General features: G+C 66.2%; 9 protein-coding genes. 3 read left to right on the top strand and 6 right to left on the bottom strand.

Annotated features, from left to right (window positions below; translation table 11 throughout):
• Nucleotides 1-43 precede the first annotated feature (43 nt).
• Together AC1DF4_RS03090 and AC1DF4_RS03085 are read left to right on the top strand one after the other, a co-directional pair.
• Nucleotides 44-2083, top strand: a complete 2040-nt coding sequence (locus AC1DF4_RS03090) for a DUF6541 family protein (RefSeq protein ID WP_476911481.1) — start codon at nucleotides 44-46, stop codon at nucleotides 2081-2083.
• A gap of 242 nt (nucleotides 2084-2325) precedes the next feature.
• Nucleotides 2326-6384: a S8 family serine peptidase gene (locus AC1DF4_RS03085; RefSeq protein WP_476911480.1), complete on the top strand. Its 4059-nt coding sequence runs from the start codon at nucleotides 2326-2328 to the stop codon at nucleotides 6382-6384.
• 113 nt (nucleotides 6385-6497) lie between these two features.
• On the opposite strand, the gene AC1DF4_RS03080 is transcribed toward AC1DF4_RS03085, so the two are convergent.
• From AC1DF4_RS03080 to glf, 5 genes are read right to left on the bottom strand one after another with little or no spacing between them, the layout of a single operon-like run.
• Complete coding sequence (locus AC1DF4_RS03080) at nucleotides 6498-8633, bottom strand: acyltransferase family protein (RefSeq protein ID WP_476911479.1); 2136 nt, start codon at nucleotides 8631-8633, stop codon at nucleotides 6498-6500.
• Between the two features lie 59 nt (nucleotides 8634-8692).
• Entirely contained in the window at nucleotides 8693-9430 is a 738-nt protein-coding gene (locus AC1DF4_RS03075; protein WP_476911478.1) for an ABC transporter ATP-binding protein, read from the bottom strand.
• Nucleotide 9431: 1 nt separating this feature from the next.
• Nucleotides 9432-10325, bottom strand: a complete 894-nt coding sequence (locus tag AC1DF4_RS03070) for an ABC transporter permease (RefSeq protein WP_476911477.1) — start codon at nucleotides 10323-10325, stop codon at nucleotides 9432-9434.
• Nucleotides 10322-12352, bottom strand: a complete 2031-nt coding sequence (locus tag AC1DF4_RS03065) for a glycosyltransferase (protein WP_476911476.1) — start codon at nucleotides 12350-12352, stop codon at nucleotides 10322-10324. Before AC1DF4_RS03065 ends, AC1DF4_RS03070 begins: the two co-directional genes overlap by 4 nt.
• Nucleotides 12349-13536, bottom strand: coding sequence for a UDP-galactopyranose mutase (gene glf / locus AC1DF4_RS03060; RefSeq protein ID WP_476911475.1), 1188 nt, complete (start codon nucleotides 13534-13536; stop codon nucleotides 12349-12351). Before glf ends, AC1DF4_RS03065 begins: the two co-directional genes overlap by 4 nt.
• Nucleotides 13537-13739: 203 nt before the next feature.
• On the opposite strand from glf, the gene AC1DF4_RS03055 reads away from it, so the two are divergent.
• Nucleotides 13740-17717 (top strand): FtsK/SpoIIIE domain-containing protein, encoded by a 3978-nt coding sequence (locus AC1DF4_RS03055; RefSeq protein ID WP_476911474.1) that lies wholly within the window; start codon nucleotides 13740-13742, stop codon nucleotides 17715-17717.
• Nucleotides 17718-17725: 8 nt separating this feature from the next.
• On the opposite strand, the gene AC1DF4_RS03050 is transcribed toward AC1DF4_RS03055, so the two are convergent.
• Complete coding sequence (locus AC1DF4_RS03050; protein ID WP_476911473.1) at nucleotides 17726-18217, bottom strand: hypothetical protein; 492 nt, start codon at nucleotides 18215-18217, stop codon at nucleotides 17726-17728.
• Between the last annotated feature and the right edge of the window lie 12 nt (nucleotides 18218-18229).

The following is an 18229-nucleotide window of genomic DNA, read 5'->3' as shown; positions in this document are numbered from 1 at the left end:
GCCCGGAAAGTTGTTCGATGTTGCCTTGCGATGGGGTATGCCCATGATCTACGCCGAATTGGCTCCCCTTGTATTCGCCGCCATTCTTGTGCTGATGGTTCCCGGACTTCTGGTTTCCTGGGCCGCCGGAGCGCGGGGCTGGGTGCTGGCAGGATCCGCCGGGCCCGTGAGCGTCTCCGTCATCTCTGTCACCGCGATCCTGACCGGATTCGCCGGGCTGCCCTGGGGCATGGTGGTGGTCCTGGCTGTTTCCGCCGTGCTGGCAGCCGTTATTCTCGTGCTGCGCCGTGTGCTGCCCAGGTCCCTGCGGGAGCACGGCGCCCCGCTAAGGGCCGCTGGGTCCGTGCACGGCCGCACCCCCGGGCACGGGCACCGGTACTGGGCGGACATGCTCATCGGCTGGTTTGTCGTCGTAGTTGTCTTCCTCGTGTTGTTTTGGCGTCTGGGCCAGATTTTCGGCGATATCGAGAACATCTCCCAGACCTTTGACAATGTCTTCCACCTCAACGCGGTGCGCTACATCGTCGATACCGGAAACGCGTCATCTCTGCGGGTCAGCGGATTCACCTCCTCCACCGGGATCGGAGGCTTCTATCCCGCCGCGTGGCACGACGTCGCGTCGCTGACCCAGCAACTGACCGGCAGCACGGTACCGGCCGCCGTAAACGCCAGCAATGTGGCCATCGCCGCCCTCGTGTGGCCGCTGTCGTGCCTCCTGCTCGCCACAGCCAGCTTCGGCCGGCGTCGGATCGTTGTAGTCGCGGCCGCCGCGTTCTCCGCCGGTCTGGGGTCCTTTCCCTACCTCATGCTGGACTTCGGCGTGCTCTACCCGAACCTCCTGTCGATCGCGCTGCTTCCGGCGGGCATCGGCCTGCTGGCGCTGGCACTGCGGGTTGCCCGCGGTCTGGTGCTGCCAACGGTATCTGCGTGGATCCTGACACTGGGCTCCCTCCCGGGCGTGGCGCTGGCACACCCCAGCACGCTGTTGGCGTTGCTGGCGTGGACGCTCCCGATAGTGGTGGCCGCTGCCGTGGCACTGTTTCTGCGCTACCGGAAGCGATCCGATGTATGGCGCGCGTCCGGCGTCGTCCTCGGGCTTGCCATCTACATAGGAATCCTGGCGATCGCCTGGAAGAAGATCCGCCCCGACGAGGCGCAGTCCACTTGGCAGCCCGTACAGGGCCTTGCCCAAGCTTTCGGACAAGCACTCACTTCAGCCCCGCAAGGCCGGCCGATACCCTGGCTGATCTTCGCCATGACACTGTTCGGCATTTGGGCGATGCTGCGCCAGCGGCGCTTCCTCTGGCTGCTGGCGATGTTCGGGATCTCCTGCGTTATGTTCATCGTCGTTTCGGGTTATCCGTTCGGTCCGGTCCGGACCTGGTTCGGCGGAGTCTGGTACAACGACCCGTTCCGCCTTGCCGCCCTCCTGCCGGTGGCGGCCCTGCCGGTCGCAGTCCTGGGCGTCGTCTGGCTGACGGACCTCGCCCATGGCTGGGTCCGTTCCCAACTTGCCGAGGGGAAACTCCCCCGCACCTGGACCGCTTGGGCCACGGGGTCCCGCGTCGCAGTCGCGTCCGCCGCGGCCACCGTCCTCGTCTTCACCGGCCTGCTGGGGCTCTCCCAGGGCGGGACTGTGACGGCATCCGTCGCCTCTGCCGCCGGAAGTTACGCCCTGACACCTTCAGCGCGGCTGGTGGACGCCGACGAAATGATCCTGTTGCGGCGGGCCGCGTCGGAGATCCCGGCCGACAATGTCGTAGTGTCCAGCCCGTGGACCGGCGCCTCCATGGTCTACGCGATTGCGGACCGGAAATCCCTGACGCCTCACATCTTCAGCGAGTTCGGCGCCGACACCAGCACCATTTTGAACCGGCTCAACCAGGCCGGCGAGGATCCCGCAATCTGTGAAGTGGTCCAGAGACTCAAGTCGTATTACGTCTTGGATTTCGGTACCCGCGAGATCCACGGCCACGTCCATACAATGCCAGGACTCGTGGACATGGCGACCGATCCGGACTTCACGCTCGTTGACTCCCAGGGCGACGCAAAATTGTACAAAGTCACGGCCTGCGGCAATTGAGCCACCCCTCGGCGCGGAAATCAACGCAGGTTTAGTGCATCTTCTGCGCTAAGAATTCTCAAGGTATGAAGTTGTGCGCCCGGCTCGTACGAAATTCGGCGGGACAGCCTCTTTGATCGTGTATCTTCATGGGTGAAGACTGAGGTCCCGGGCGCTCCGCCGCCCGGGACCATTTCCAGTCTTACGTCGCGGAAAGCCTCATATGCGGCTGGCCCCCCGCATATCCGACTGGAAGATTTCTCATGCCATTTCGCCCCGCCTCCACGAGGAATTTCCTTTTTACAGCCGCCCTCTGCACGCTGACGACGCTGGGCACCGGGACGGCGATCGCCGTTCCCGCCGTTTTGACCGGTCCCTCAATAGTTACCCCGCCGGCGCCTTCGGCGACGGCGGAGGAACCTGCCACCCCGGCCACCTCCGCCCCTTCGGTTCCGACTGCCACCGCGACTCCCTCCGGACCGGAGGCTTCCCAGCCCCCGTCCCCGCCGGCCGCTGCGGACCCTTCGACGGCGCCCGCCCCAGCATCAACTGTGCCGCCCACGGCGCCCGCCCCGGCCCCGGCTGACGGCACAGCCCGCTACATTGTCCGATACACGCCCGCGACAGACGTCGGGTCAAAAGCTGACAGCCTGGAATCCCAAGGCATGGCGGTGGAGAAGACTTTCACCCATGCGCTCAAGGGAGCCGCCATCACCGCGACCCCCGAGGAGGCGGAGCAGCTCAAGCAAGCGCCCGGCGTCGTGGCGGTCCAGCTCGACCAGCGTGTCAGTATCGCCCAGGACTCCGCGCCCTGGGGCCTCGACCGGACGGATCAGCGCGGCCTCCCGCTGAACACCTATTACCACCCGATCGGCACCGGCGCCGGCGTCAGGGCGTACGTCCTGGACACCGGAATCCGCTCTTCGCACGTCGAATTCCAAGGGCGCATCGCTCCCGGATTCAGCCCCTTGGAGGGAGGCGGCACCTGGGACTGCAGCGGGCACGGAACCCACGTCGCCGGCACGCTGGCCGGCACCCGCTACGGCCTCGCGAAGTCCGCCACCATTGTGCCGGTGCGGGTACTCTACTGCGACGGCTCCGGCTACACCTCCGACGTCATCGCGGGCCTGGACTGGATCACCGCCGACCATAAGGCCGGCCAACCCGCGGTGCTCAACATGAGCATGGCGGGCTTCCAGGACGCAGCCTTCGATGCTGCCGTCCAGGGCGCAATAAATGACGGCATCACCGTCGTCGCCGCGGCAGGGAATTACCGCCAGAACGCCTGTTCCGGATCGCCGGCCAGGGTCTCCGCGGTGCTGACCGTGGCCGCCACCGACAAAGGAGACAACCAGGCCTCATTCTCGAACTACGGCAGTTGCGTGGATCTCTACGCACCGGGCGTCAGCATCACCTCTGCGGGCTTTTCCTCCGACAGCGTGGAAAGGATCGAGTCGGGTACGTCCATGGCCTCACCGCACGTGGCCGGCGCTGCCGCTGTCCTCCTGTCACGGAACCCGTCGATGACGCCGGCACAGGTCAGCGCCGCCCTCATTAACGGAGCGACGGTCGGGATCGTCAGGGGGGCTACGCCCGGCACACCAAACCGCTTGCTGTTCCTGCCCTCCCCGTTGGCGCTCAAGGCGGCCGAACTGGACGGGCGCTTCGGAGCGCAGACTTCCGGTGAGACCTATGCCCTCAAGGACGGCGGTGGCTACCTTGGCTTTGAATTCGGCGCCATCCACTGGAGTCCCGGCACCGGCGCGCACAGCACCGCCGGTGCCATCCGGGCCCTGTGGGGCGCCCGGGGCTTCGAGAACGGCAGCCTCGGCTACCCCATCACGGACGCCCTGAACTACCCCAACAGCGGTGTCGCCCAAATCTTCCAGGGCGGCTCGGTCTATTGGACCGCCGACGGCGGTGCCCACACGACGGCGGGCGCCATCCGTGCGGCCTGGGGCGTCCATGGTTTCGAAAGCGGCAAGCTCGGTTACCCGATCACGGACGAACTGGACTACCCCAACGGCGGCAGGGCGCAGGGTTTCCAGGGCGGAGCCATCTACTGGACGAACGCGACCGGTGCCTACGCCACGTCCGGGGCGATCCGGGACGCCTGGGGCGCTCTCGGCTTCGAATCCGGCAAGCTCGGCTATCCCACCACGAACGAGCTCAGCTCCCCCGACGGCGGCCGCGCGCAGGTATTCCAGGGCGGCTCCATCTACTGGACCGCCGCCACCGGCGCGCACGCCTCGTCCGGCCCGATCCGGGCAGCCTGGGCTGCCCAGGGCTACGAGAGCGGCAGGCTCGGCTATCCCACCACGGACGAAATGTCGACGGCCAACGGCGGCGTAGCCCAGGCCTTCCAAAACGGCTCCATCTATTGGACCGCCGACACCGGCGCCCGCGCCAGCTACGGCCCGATTCGGGCAGCCTGGGCCGCCCAGGGGTTTGAAGGCGGAAAACTCGGCTACCCCACCACAGACGTCCTCAGCTACCCCGGCGGCGGCCTTGCCCAGGTCTACCAGGGGGGCTCCATCTACTGGACAGCGGCCACGGGTGCCCACGCCACGTCCGGCCCCATCCGTACAGCCTGGGCTGCCCAAGGCTTCGAAGGCGGCCAGCTCGGCTACCCCACCGCCGGCGAAACGCCGACGGTCAACGGAGGAAAGGTCCAGACCTTCCAGGGCGGTGCGATCTATTGGACGGCGACCACCGGCGCCCACGCCACGTCCGGGGCGATCCGTGCAGCGTGGGCAGCGCAGGGCTTCGAAGGCGGCAAGCTCGGCTACCCCACCGCGGGCGAAGCGCCGACAGTCAACGGGGGTACCGTCCAGACCTTCCAGGGCGGCGCGATCTACTGGACCGCAGCCACGGGCGCCCACGCCAGCGCCGACCCTATCCGGGCAGCGTGGGCAGCTCTGGGCTACGAAGGCGGCTTGCTGGGTTTCCCCACCACGGATGAGCTCAGCTACCCTAACGGCGGGGTCGCGCAGGCCTACCAGGGCGGCGCCATCTACTGGACCGCGGACACCGGCGCGCACGCCACGTCCGGGCCCATCCGGGCGGCGTATGCCGCGCAGGGCTTTGAGGGCGGCAAGCTTGGTTACCCCACGGGTGACCAAGGGCCGGCAGCGAACGGTGGAACGGTCCAGACGTTCCAGGGCGGCGCCATCTACTGGACCGCAGCCACAGGCGCCCGCACCAGCTCCGGTCCCATCCGGGAAGCCTGGGCGGCACTCGGTTACGAAAGCGGCATGCTCGGCTACCCTGTTTCGGGAGAGCTCAGCTACCCCAACGGCGGAATCGCGCAGGCGTACCAGGGCGGCGCCATCTACTGGACCGCGGCCACCGGCGCGCACGCCACGTCAGGCCCCATCCGCGCTGCCTGGGCCGCGCAAGGCTTTGAGGGCGGCAAACTTGGTTACCCCACAGGGGACCAGACTCCGGCAGCGAACGGCGGAACGGTCCAGACGTTCCAGGGCGGCGCCATCTACTGGACCGCGGCCACCGGCGCCCGCACCAGCTCCGGCCCCCTCCGGGAGGCCTGGGCTGCCTCGGGCTATGAAAGCGGCAAACTCGGCTACCCGGTGACGGACCAGCTCAGCTACCCCAACGGCGGAATCGCGCAGGCCTACCAGGGCGGCGCCATCTACTGGACCGCTGAGACGGGGGCGCACGCCACAACCGGTCCCATCCGTGCTGCCTGGGCCGCACAGGGATTCGAGGGTGGGAAGCTCGGCTATCCCACGACGGACGAAGTCGCCACTGCCAATGGCGGGAGAGCACAGGCGTTCCAGGGCGGTGCCATCCACTGGACGGCGGCCACCGGTGCCCGTACGACTAGCGGTCCGATCCGTGCCGCGTGGGCTGCGCTGGGTTTTGAGGGCGGCAAGCTCGGCTACCCCATCACGGACGAGCTGAGCTACCCCAACGGCGGCCGGGCCCAGGCTTTCCAAGGCGGTTCCATCTACTGGACCGCGGCCACCGGCGCCCACGCGTCCACCGGCCCGATCCGGGGCGCCTGGGCCGCGCTGGGCTTTGAGGGCGGCAAGCTCGGCTACCCCGTCACGGACGAGCTGAGCTACCCCAACGGCGGCCGGGCACAGGCCTACCAGGGCGGTTCCATCTACTGGACCGAGGCCACGGGCGCCCATGCCACGTTCGGCCCGATCCGGGACGCCTGGGCGGCCCAGGGCTTCGAAAGCGGCAAACTGGGCTACCCCACCACCGATCAATACGCCACCGCCAACGGCGGCATTGCCCAGGGGTTCCAGGGCGGAACAATCTCCTGGACTTCCACTGGCGGTGCGGTGATCAAGTAGGGGCTGCCGAGTCTCTTGTGCCGGCGCGACCACCGGCGACGAAGCGGGCCGGTACAGCATCATTTCGGATCTGTACCGGCCCGCTTCGCCGTTTTGTGCGCGTGGCCCCCGGCTCAGCCTTGCGCCGGGGTCTCCAAACGTGCGTCGATGTACGGCGCAAGCCGGACCGACAGCTGTTTGTTCAGGTGGTCCGGATCGAAGTAGATCGGAAGGCCGCCGACCGCGCCGTGGCAGTAGGACTCATCGCAGAAGAACTCCGACATGTCCAGCAGCCGGACCCGGTCGTCGCCGGCGGCCTGGGTGGCCTGCACTGCGGCCACGAGGGGATCGCTGGGAAGCGCGACCTCCCGCGGCGCCCGGCAGGCCTCCGGGTTGCCGGCACTGACCGCGATGCAGTTGACGTCCCGGACCTTGGCGTTGAGCGGCGGATCGGCGATCGCATAAACGGTCGCTCCCGATTGCGACCACCGCGACCAGTAACGGCTAAAGCCGTCCCTGTACTGCTCCAGCTGAGGCCTGCCGGTGCCGTCATTGATCTGCTCCCCCGCCGAGAAGGTCGAGGTGAAGACTTTTCCGGCTTTGTCCCGCTCCACGGCGTCCGCCACGTTCGCTGCCCAGATGGCACACCGCCGCACCTCCCTCGGGGTCGCGGAGCCTCCGTTGTAGCCAACATAGGGCGCGTCAGCCAGGGGGCAGCCGCCGCTATAGCTGAGGTTCAATTTCCAGTGTTTCTCCCGGGCGAGCTCAAAGATCGCGGCCTGCCACTGCTGGGCATGCGAGTCCCCGACGAGCCACACCGATTCGCTTTCAGGGTGACCGTCCGAGTAATCACAAACCGCCGGTCCGCCCGGTTGTTCCAGGTGGAGGGTGTCCTTCTGGTCCAGGCAATCCGCCGGCAGCCCCCAGTACTCGTTCTCCGGCCCCATGAAGGGGCTCGCGACCTGGCGGGCGAACGGATCGCCACATTCGGGCTTTCCCACAGCGAGCGGACCGAAACAGGGGCCGGCTGAATCTGTCCGGGCGATTTCCGCGGCGGCCGCAGACTTGGGCGCCACCTGCAAATGCAGGGTGAGCCCGGCGAGCAGGATGACCAGCATGCCCGCCGCAACGCCCGCCAGGACGCGCCGCGGGCGGGAGGCCAGCCGGGGCCGCAGGATCCAGGGGTCCTCGACCCACCGCTTCGTCAGCCACGCCAGAATGAGTGCGGCCAGTGCCAGAACCGCCCTGCCGGCGGTGTCAAGGGTTGTGCCCAGCACGAACGGCGCGACGACGATCAACGGCCAGTGCCAGAGGTACAGCGAGTATGAAATATTGCCCAGGAATTGCACGGGACGGACGGCAGTAAGCCGGTCGTGCCACAACCGGCCGCCGCCCATGCCCGCACAAATCACCAGGACCGTCCCGCACACCGGCAACAAAGCGGTCCATCCGGGGAAGGGGGTCGCATGGTCGTAGGCCACCGCGGAAAGGAACACCATCCCGAATCCCAGTACAGCCAGGACGTTGCGGGTCAGCAGGGAAGGAATGGGCCGGGATACGCCCAGCGCCAGCAAGGCGCCAGCACCGAATTCCCAGACACGGACCGGCGTGTTGAAGTAGGCCGCGCTGGGGGAGACTGCGGTCAGATAGACGCTGAAGCCGAACGACGCAACGGTGGCCACCCACAGCCCCGCCAGCAGGACCCGACGCTTGTCCCAGCTCCGGCGCACCGCTAAAAGGTGGAGCCCGATGAGGGCAAGCGGCCATACCAGGTAAAACTGCTCCTCCACCGACAGCGACCAGTAGTGCTGCACCATGGTTGCCGAGGAGTTCATGGCCGAGTAGTCCACCGCTTTGGCAGCGAGGACCCAGTTCTCGACGTAGAAGGCACTGCCCACGATTTCCTGGGCGTTCGCGGTCCAGACCGTGTAGGGCAGCCAGAGCCAGGCAAAGGCGAGAGAAACTCCGAGCACTGTGAATGCGGCCGGGAGCAGGCGTCGCGCCCGCCGGGCGTAGAACTCCCCCAGCCGCACTCCACCGCGGGCGAACAGCTCTTTGCCCAGGTGCGAGGTGATGAGAAATCCGGAGATCACGAAGAACACGTCGACGCCGACATAGCCGCCCGGCAGCCGGAACGGCCACAGGTGGTTGGCCACCACCAGGCTTACGGCAAGCGCGCGCAACGCCTGGATGTCGGTCCGGAACGGTTGCTTGGGGGCAGGTGCCGGCGCGGATTCCCCGCCACTGCGTGGTTCGGTCTCCGCGGCCACAGGGTGGCCCCCGCGCCGGTCACTGCTGCGTACTGAAGTTATGTCGGCGGGCACCGGGGTCAGCGCGAGGTTTCAGTGCGCAGCCGTGCAACGGCCGCCTGAATGGGGCCGTCGAAAACCACGTTGCCGTGCTGCAGGACGACACCACGATCGCAGATGCGGGATACCAATTCGAGGTCGTGGCTGACGACGACGAGGGTCTTCCCCGCTGCGGAAAGCTCCTTGATCTTGTCAAGGCATTTGCGCTGGAAGGGTTCGTCCCCGACAGCGAGGATCTCGTCGACCAGGAACACCTCGGGATCTGTGTGTACTGCCACCGAGAATGCGAGTCGGAGGTACATCCCGGATGAATAGAACCGGACTTCGGTGTCGATGAATTCGCCGATCTCCGCGAATTCGACGATCGAGTCGAACTGTTCGTTGATTTGTGCCTCTGTCATGCCCAGGATTGCGCCGTTGAGATAGACGTTGTCCCGGCCGGAGAGATCATGATGAAAACCCGCGCCGACTTCGATAAGCCCGGCAACCTTGCCCCGGGTCCGCACCGTGCCGGTATCGGGCAGCATCACTCCGGAAATGTGCTTAAGCAGTGTGGACTTGCCCGAGCCGTTGAGTCCCAGCAGGGCCACGGTCTCCCCCTGCTGCACTTCAAGATCCACATCGCGGAGGGCATGGAACTTCTTGGAAAGGTCGCCCTTGCGTCCCTTGACCAACCACACGATCGTCTCTTTGAGAGACCGGGTGTGCCGTAGGACAAACTGCTTGTTTACGTTTCTTACTTCGATTGCCACCGGCATCCTACAGCTCCTGCGCGAAACGGCCCTCGAGCCTACGGAACGTCCACTGACCCAAAAGAAGGAGAAGGAACGAAACTACAATCCCTACCGGAATCCACAGCGACAGCAAATTGGGCGGCATAGGGGCGCTGCCGTCGGTTGTGGGCAACCAGAAGGCATAGTGAAAGGTCTCAACGGCAATTGTTATCGGGTTGGACTGATAAACCGTGAACCAGCCTTCTCCGAGTTTGTCCTTCACCATCGTCCACGAGTAAAGAACGGGTGAAGCCCAGGTGGCGACCATCAGCAGCATGTCCACGATGTTCTCAAAGTCGCGGAAATACACGTTGGCCGAGCCGAACAACAGTCCCAGGCCCGTGGCGAGCATGGCAATGATGATAAACCCTGCCACGGCGGCTGCGAGCTGGAGTGCCGACGGCTGCCACCCGGCGACGAAGCAGGCAACAAGCAGGACCGCCAACTGCGGGACGAAATGCACCCCCGACACCCACACCGATGCGACCGGGAAGAGCTCCCGGGGCAAATAGATCTTCTTGATCAACCCGCCGTTTCCGACGATGGACCGGGAAGCATTACTCAGAGCCTCGGTAAAGAAGTTGATCAGCACAATGCCCGAAAACAGGTAGATTGCGTAGTTTTCGAGGCCGTCGGGATTGCCAGGACTTTTCTGGAGTCCAAGGAACACGCCGAGGGCAATGTAGAACACAACAAACTGCACACCGGGCTTTACGTAGGACCACAGGAGGCCCAGCACGGAACCGCGGTAACGGATCTGCAGCTCTTTGCGCACCAGCAACTTGAGCAGGAAGCGCTGTCTAAATACATCGGCGAGTCCGCCGCCCACGCCCGGGCGGACGAGGGCGTCGGACCCGCCATGGGTACTGGCTGAGGTCACTTCTGCTCCGGGGTCTTGTCAGCCGGCTTGTCCGTCATCGCTTCAAAGGTCTGCTTCCAGGCCTGCGGAGAGGTGAACTCGGGCAGCGCATCGGCGTAGACCTTGGACAGCTTGTCCCAGTCACGAAGGAGCTGCTGGTGCAGCTTGACGCTGCGAGCCATCATGGTCCGGAACTGCTCAGGCTGGCGCTTGTACCAGGATGCGCCGGACCCGTCCGCCGAGGACACAATCGCAGAGTCCAACTGCGACAGGCGCCACCACCTGGCGTCCATTGCCGGCACCAGTGCCTCGGGGTGCTCCAAGGCGCCCGGGCGAACGCCAGAAACCTGGCGGATGCCGGCCGTCGCGGCTGTGGCCAAGGCGCCCAGGATCGACGTCGGAGCCTTGGGCTTCTTACCGCGGCGCGGCGGTTTCACGCGCTCCACCCGCGGGAAGCCGGAGACCTCCTTGGTGATCCTGGCGTCGTCGAAGTCCGCACGGCGGGCGCGGATCTCGGGGAGCTTGGTCTTGATCGTCTCGTGCAGGTGGGACGGACCCTTCAGCAGGTCCTCCAGGGCGTCGAGACGGAGCTCCACCGCTGAGTACTGCATCGACAGCAGGTGCTTGACATCGACCATGAAGCTCATGCGGGGCAGCATTCCGCCCTTTTTGTAGGGCGAGTAGACGAGCGCCGCGAGCCACCGGTTCCGCTGGTGGAAGTAGGCCTGCCAGTCGATGGTGTCATCCTTTTCCGTCCAAGGCATGTGCCAGACTGCGGCGCCGGGCAGCGTGACGGTCTGGTAGCCGTGGCGGCGGGCGCGGATGCCGTACTCTGCGTCGTCCCACTTGATGAAGACGGGCAGGGACAGGCCAATTTCGCGCACGATGCTCGTGGGCACCAGGCACATCCACCAACCATTGAAGTCCACGTCGATCCGGCGGTGCATCCACGGGGTGGTCCGCAGGTTGCTCGCGGAGAAGTCATGGCCTTCGCGGGTGCTTTCGACAGCACCCCAGAAGAACTTGTACTCGTTGACCTCCTCGCCGAAGGTGTGCATGACGGAGCGCTCGTAGAGGTTGAACATGTGGCCGCCGACGATCGTCGGTTTGCGCGTGAAGTCGGCGAAGTTGATGGCGCGCAGCACGCCCTCGGTTTCGATGATGACGTCATCGTCCAGGAGCAGCACATATTTGCTGCGGCCGTCCTCGACGGTTTCGTGCATGCCGCGGGCAAAGCCACCCGAACCGCCAAGGTTGCCCTGCTCGATGATGGAAAACTTGTCCCCAAGCCGGGCGGCGGCTTCGGTGAAGCCCTCCTGGTCGCGGACCTTCTGCGTGCCCTGGTCGGTAATGAGCAGCCGGTCCACAACTTCAAGGAGTTCCGGTGAATCGGCAAAGGTGGTCAGGTGCTTGACGCAGTAGTCGGGCCGGTTGAAGGTGGTCACGGCCACCGTGGCGGTACCGGGCACGAAACCTTCGGGCTTACGCACCGACCATTCGGCGCCGATCAGCTTGACCTTCTCGGAGCCGGCAACCAGGTCGAACCAGTACCATCCGCCGTCGCCGAAGTTGGCGAGCGGCAGCACGACATCAACCGGTGATCCGGCGTCGACGCTGATGCTTTCAACTCTGTTCGACGTGCCACGTGCGGTGGACCGGGAGATGACAACGGTCGCCGGTGCGTCCACTGCCACGGTCAACCGCACGCCGGTCACGTCCGTGTGGGCCCGCCAGTAGCTGGCCGGGAACGCGTTGAAGTAGGTGCCGAAGGAGACCCGGCGGAAGGCCGGCAGGTGGAGCTGGCGGCGGTTCTCGAGGAAGTCGGTGCGCACCTTGGCACCGGTCGAGGAGACGGCTGTAACACCGGAACCCGACTTCGAGTTCTGGGAGTCCTCCGACACAACGCGTTGTGCGGCGTTAAAGTCCAGGTATAGGGGAAGGGTGTCTGTGTCGCCGTCGGTCGGAAAGACGACCCGGTGGACGGTCTGCCATTCGTCGTTCACGCGGGCCACGGTTCCCTCGTTCAACACTTCGGTTGCAACGCTCATGCGTCCACTCCTCCGCTTTCAATCTTCGCGCCGCCCTCGAAATGCGGGCGGATCTGGTTCTCGAACATGGTCAGCGCGGACCCGATGGCCATGTGCATGTCCAGGTACTTGTACGTTCCGAGGCGTCCGCCGAACAGGACGTCGTTTTCGGCCGCCGCGAGGTCGCGGTACTTCAGCAGGCGCTCCCGGTCCGTTGCCGTGTTGATCGGGTAGTAGGGCTCGTCGCCCTTCTCCGCCGCGCGGGAGAACTCGCGCATGATGACGGTCTTTTCCGTCTGGTAGTCGCGCTCCGGGTGGAAGTGGCGCGGCTCGATGATGCGGGTGTAGGCCACATCGGCGTCGTTGTAGTTGACCACGGACGTTCCCTGGAAATCGCCGACGTCGAGCACTTCCTCCTCGAAGTCGATGGTGCGCCAGGAGAGGTCGCCCTCGGCGTAGTCGAAGTAGCGGTCGACGGGACCGGTGTAGATGACCGGGACGTTGCCGACAACCTTGTTCTTGCTGTATTCGTGCGACTCGTCGAAGAAGTCGGTGTTAAGCCGGACCTCGATGTTCGGATGCTCGGCCATCTTCTCGATCCACGCGGTGTAGCCGTTGGTCGGCAAACCCTCGTACTTGTCGTTGAAGTACCGGTTGTCATAGTTGTAGCGCACCGGAAGGCGGGAGATGATGCCCGCGGGCAGGTCCTTGGGGTCCGTCTGCCACTGCTTGCCGGTGTAGTGCTTGATGAACGCTTCGTAGAGCGGCCGGCCGATGAGCTGGATGCCCTTGTCGTTCAGGTTCTGCGGGTCAGTGCCGGCAAGTTCCCCGGCCTGTTCCTTGATGAGCTCCTGCGCCTGGCCGGGAGTCAGGTTGGCGCGGAAGAACTGGTTGATCGTGGCCAGGTTGATGGGCAGGGAGTAAACCTCACCCTTGTGGACGCCGTACACCTTGTGCACGTAGTTGGTGAACGTCGTGAAACGGTTGACGTACTCCCAGACACGTTCGTTCGAGGTGTGGAAGAGGTGTGCGCCGTAACGGTGCACCTCGATTCCGGTCTGCGTGTCCTTCTCGCTGTAGGCATTACCGCCGATGTGGTGGCGGCGGTCGATGACGACAACCTTCAAGCCCAGCTCAGTGGCGGCCTGTTCTGCGATTGTCAGGCCGAAAAAGCCTGACCCTACGATGACAAGGTCAGCGGTCACAAAATCTCCTGGTTCGAATATGGGCAGCGCAACGTTGTGCGTTGTCTGCTGCTCTAGCCTACCCGAGACAGGGTGTAAACCGGCGAATCGAGGCCCGCGGCGGGGGTCGCCGCGGGCCCGGTCGTTCGTACGTTTCCCAAGGTCAGCGCGGCTTTCCACATACCAGGATTTCCTTGGCGCGGGCCGCTGCTTGCGCGACTAGCGTGGGATTCAGCGACGCCGCGGGAAAGGACCCCCAGCCGATGATGCTGCACTGCACCCTCGTTCCGGCGCCGGGATCCGCACTCGCGACCGGGCCGGTGGAACTGTCCATCGAACTGCCAGCCAGGTGTTCCGGAGTGGAACTTCAGGCGGCGATCGCCCGCCGCTATGGGACCCGGGAGCTGACCGTGGACCGGGTCCCGGTCGCCGCGCTCACTGTCGGCGAGCGCCCTCTCGTCGACGGCGCCGTCTTGGTGGACGGCGCAGTTCTGATGGACGGCGCAGTGCCTGCCGCTGCCCCGGATGCGGCACGCTTGGTCCTCGCCGTGCACAGCGGGCCGGGCGCCGGCCTGGTGGTCCCCCTACGGCGCGGACGGTTCCGGATCGGACGCAGCGGCACCGAGATCGTCGTCCCGGACACGGAATTGTCCCGCGAACACGCGCAGCTGGATGTCTCCGACTCCGCCGTCACCCTGCTCGATCTCGGAAGTGCCAACGGGACCAGCGTCAACGGAAAAAGAGTGCAGGCTGCGCCCCTCTCATCAGACGCCATGATCCGGTGCGGCGGTTCGTCGATGTCCCTGGTGTTCTGCGGCACCGTGGCCCCCGGCGTCCAGAGTTCTGCGGGTACCGACGTCTCGGCACCATTGGTGGTCAGCAACCCCGCGGCGAACAGCAACAGGGCTGCCTTGATGCTGGCGGGGGCCCTTCCGCTGGCAATCGGGACCGGGCTGGCAGTCGTGACGGGAATGTGGATCTTCCTGGCGTTCACGGCGGTGTCAGCGGTTTCGGTCCTGGCGCCCGTTGTGCTGGGCAGACGGCAGCGCCGTGAGTTGAGGGCCGCCGTCGCCGCGGCGGGGATTGAGGACATGGAACGACGGCGGCGCGCCGCACCGTCTGCAGGAGAGCTGTCCCTGCGAGGCTCATTTGCCGAGCCTGACCATGTTGTGGCGGCCTCTGCCGGCACGGGACCCGTATGGCTGCGGCTCGGACAGGCACAACAAGGCGCGAACATCCGGTTCGAGCCGCCTGACTCCGGGTTTCGGCCGCCGCTGCTCGGAATGATGCCCGTGACCTTGGATCCTAAGGCCACTGTGACGACCCTTTGTGGCCCGGAAGCCAATGTGGCGGGGCTGCTCAGATCCTTCGTGCTGCAGCTTGCCTGCTACCCCGCTGCCCGGCGGACCAGGATTCTCATTCATGGCCCCACCCCGTCGCTCCTTGCCGCCCGCTTCCTTGCAGCCGCAACTCTCTCCACGCAGGAAGCCGCCACGCTGGAATTCCTGGCGGCCGGGCCGGACGGGGGCCCCGAGCGCGGGGTACTGATCATCGTCAAAGCCGCCGAAACGTCCGCGCTGCGCGCCGTGGCCGTCAGCCGCGGCTGGCAGGTGATCGACTGCGCCGCCGATCCGGACGCAGGTGCAGAGTCAGCCATCGTCCTCAATGCCCGCACCGGAAAGCTATCATCAGCCCGCTCCTCGCTGGAGTTCACACCTGACCTCGTTCCGGCCGGCGTCTTCGACCGCATCTGCCGCCGCTTGGGAGCCAGAGCTCCATCGCCGGGCCCACGGGCGGGCATCCCCGCGGCCTGTTCGCTCGGTGGGCTTGTCCCGTTCTCAGCGCGGGACATGTCCCTGCGCTGGAGTGAGTCCGCCAAAGCGAGCGGCCTTCCGGTGGTGGTCGGCGTCGGAAGTTCCGGTCCCCTGTGGCTGGACCTCCAGGCTGACGGCCCCCACTTCCTCGTGGCGGGCACCACGGGATCAGGCAAGTCGGAATTCCTCCGGACCCTGGCCGCTGCGTTGGCGGCCGCCCATCCGCCTGGCCGAGTCAATTTGCTGTTCATAGATTTCAAGGGCGGCGCCGGTCTGCGGCCCCTGGCCGGTCTGGCCCACTGCGTCGGTCTCCTTACCGATCTCGACACCAACGAAGTTGCCCGCGCTCTCGTCTCCCTGGGCACGGAAGTTCGCCGCCGGGAGGAACTCCTCGCCGCGTTTCGGGCCGCCGATCTCACAGCTTACGAATCGACCTATCCGTCCGGGCCGTTGCTGCCTCATCTGGTCATCATCATCGATGAATTCAGGATGCTGGTCGACGAGGCCCCTGCCGCCCTGGCCGAATTGATGCGGATTGCCGCCATCGGCCGTTCCCTCGGAATACACCTCATCATGGCAACCCAGCGCCCCCAGGGCGCAGTGTCCGCCGACATCCGCGCGAACGTCACCAGTTGCATTGCCTTGAGGGTCCAATCCGAGATGGAGTCCGCCGACATCATCAATTCCCGTCTGGCCGCCGCCATCCCGATCACCAGACCGGGCCGGGCATACCTGGTCCGCGGCAACGAAGCGCCGGAAGAGTTCCAGTCGGCCACGGTCACTTCGCCCGTCCAGGAGACGACCCGCCGCCCCGCCGTGATGGAGGCGATGGAATTCCTCAACCACCCGCCGGCCGGCTCATCAGGCTCGGCGGGCAGCACCGCCCCGCAATCTGCCCGGGCTGTGGCCCGGCTGACGGAAACAGTAGCTGCCCTGTGGGAAGCGGACGGCGGCAGCCCGCCACGCCGTCCCGTCGCAGAGCCCCTCCTCAGGAATCTGGCGTTTCCCGCAGACGGGATCACCAACGGGATCCGGCTGGGGCTGTTGGACCTTCCCGAAGAGCAGCGCGTCGCCGAGTTTGGCTGGCTTCCGGCCGGACACGGTCATCTGGGACTGATCTCGGGCAACAATGGCGGCGCCGACGCCGTCCTGGGACTCATCCTCGGGCAGCTCCTCAGCTGCGAGGAGGAATCCCATCTCTACCTCCTGGATGCCGCCGGTTCATTCACCGAAGCGGCCAATGCGCCGCGGGTCGGCGCAGTCGTGGGGCTGCACGAAATCCGCCGGGCGGTGAGGGTTCTGGAACGGCTCTCGGAAGAAATGACCCGGCGGCTTGGCGCGGCGCCCACGGCCGGCTCACCTGCCCTGGTCCTCGCACTGTGCGGCTGGGGGTCCTGGGTGTCGGCGTTCCGGTCCGGCCCCCTGGCCTGGGCCGAAGACCTCGTCCAGGACCTCGTCCGCGACGGCGCCAGGGCGGGAATCACGGTGCTTGCCGCGGGCGAACGCGAGCTTGTGAGCGCCAGGTTCTTCGCAGCCGTTCCCAACCGGATCTTCCTGCCCGCCGGATCGACGGAAGAGGGGAGACTCGGCTGGCCCCGGTTGCCCGTCTTTGACGCCGCTTCCGGCCGGGTGGTGGTTTTTGGGCCGATGTCCCCGGCATCCTCTCCGTCGGGGCATGTGGGACAGCTGTTCGGGCCCCTCTCCCCTGCTACACCGGCAGGGACCGTTGCCCCGCGGAACCGGCCGTTCCGCGTTGAGCCACTTCCCCGGCTGGTCACCGTCGCCGAAGTCCACTCCCGCCTATCGCGCCCTGCTCCCCTGCCCGGCCATGTGTGCCTAGGCATCGGAGGCGACGACCTCCTGCCGGCGGGCCTTCCACTGCAGCAGGGCGATGTCCTCGCCGTCCTCGGCGGCCATGCCTCCGGCAAGAGTTCGCTGCTGTCTGCCCTGCCAGGCCTCAATCCCGGGGCCAGCTGGCTCCGCGCCCAGACGGACCCGGAGCAGTACTGGGCGGGGGCCCACGAAGCAGCAAGCTCCGGCTCACTGGACCCGGCGGCAATTCTCCTGGCGGGCGACCTCGATCTGCAGTCGCCCGAAGTCAACAGCCGGCTGCTTCTGCTCAACAGGCTCGGCTGGCGGGTGGTCCTCACCGCCGTCTACAGCCCGGTCATCCGGCAACGGGTCCCCCTGGTTCTGAACGCGGCCGGCCAGGTTCGGGGCGTCCTGATCGCCCCCCGCAGCCCTCAGGACGGAGAACTGTTCGGCGTCCGTTTCGACCTTGAGCAGAACCCTCCTCCGGGGCGCGCGGTCGTGATATCGGACGGCCGGTCGCAGGTGGTGCAGTTGGCGTTCGATCCTGCGGCAGACAGCAGCGCCAGAGGACCGTGAGTCCGTGGCTACAGGGCGGGCGGTGCCCCGCCTGCACGCGACGCGAAGGCAATGACACGCTTGTCAAACAGCAGCACGATGGCGATTACCGCCGGCACGAGCATGGCCAGACCCGCCAGGGGGAACCCGCCCGTCAGCGTTGGAAAGCCGATGGTGAGCGTAAAGAGCTGCGCAACGAGTGCGCCCGCACGCGGCCACCGGTATCCGCGGAACAGGAAGGTGGCGACCGCAAAGAGCCAGGCGGAGAAGGCCAGCAGGAGCCCCAGCGTGAACACCGCGCCCCAGAAGGAGAGCACCGGGGCGCCGGTAAGCAGTTGGCTTCCGTACCAGATGGCCGCCACCAGCAGCGCTGTCGCTTCGAGCGCGACGACGACCGCAATCACCAGGATGCCGGAGGGCCGTGCAGGAAGGCCGGCGCCGGGATCGCCGGCAGGGACACCTGGGGGAAGACCGTCGCCGTTCCCGGCAGGTTCGGAGGGGTTTTCAGAGGCTCTTGACACACTGGCACAGTA

Source organism: Arthrobacter sp. 05N429 (assembly GCF_056397045.1).
The sequence above is the reverse complement of the archived record's forward strand: the minus strand, read 5'-3'. Positions and strand labels throughout refer to the sequence as shown.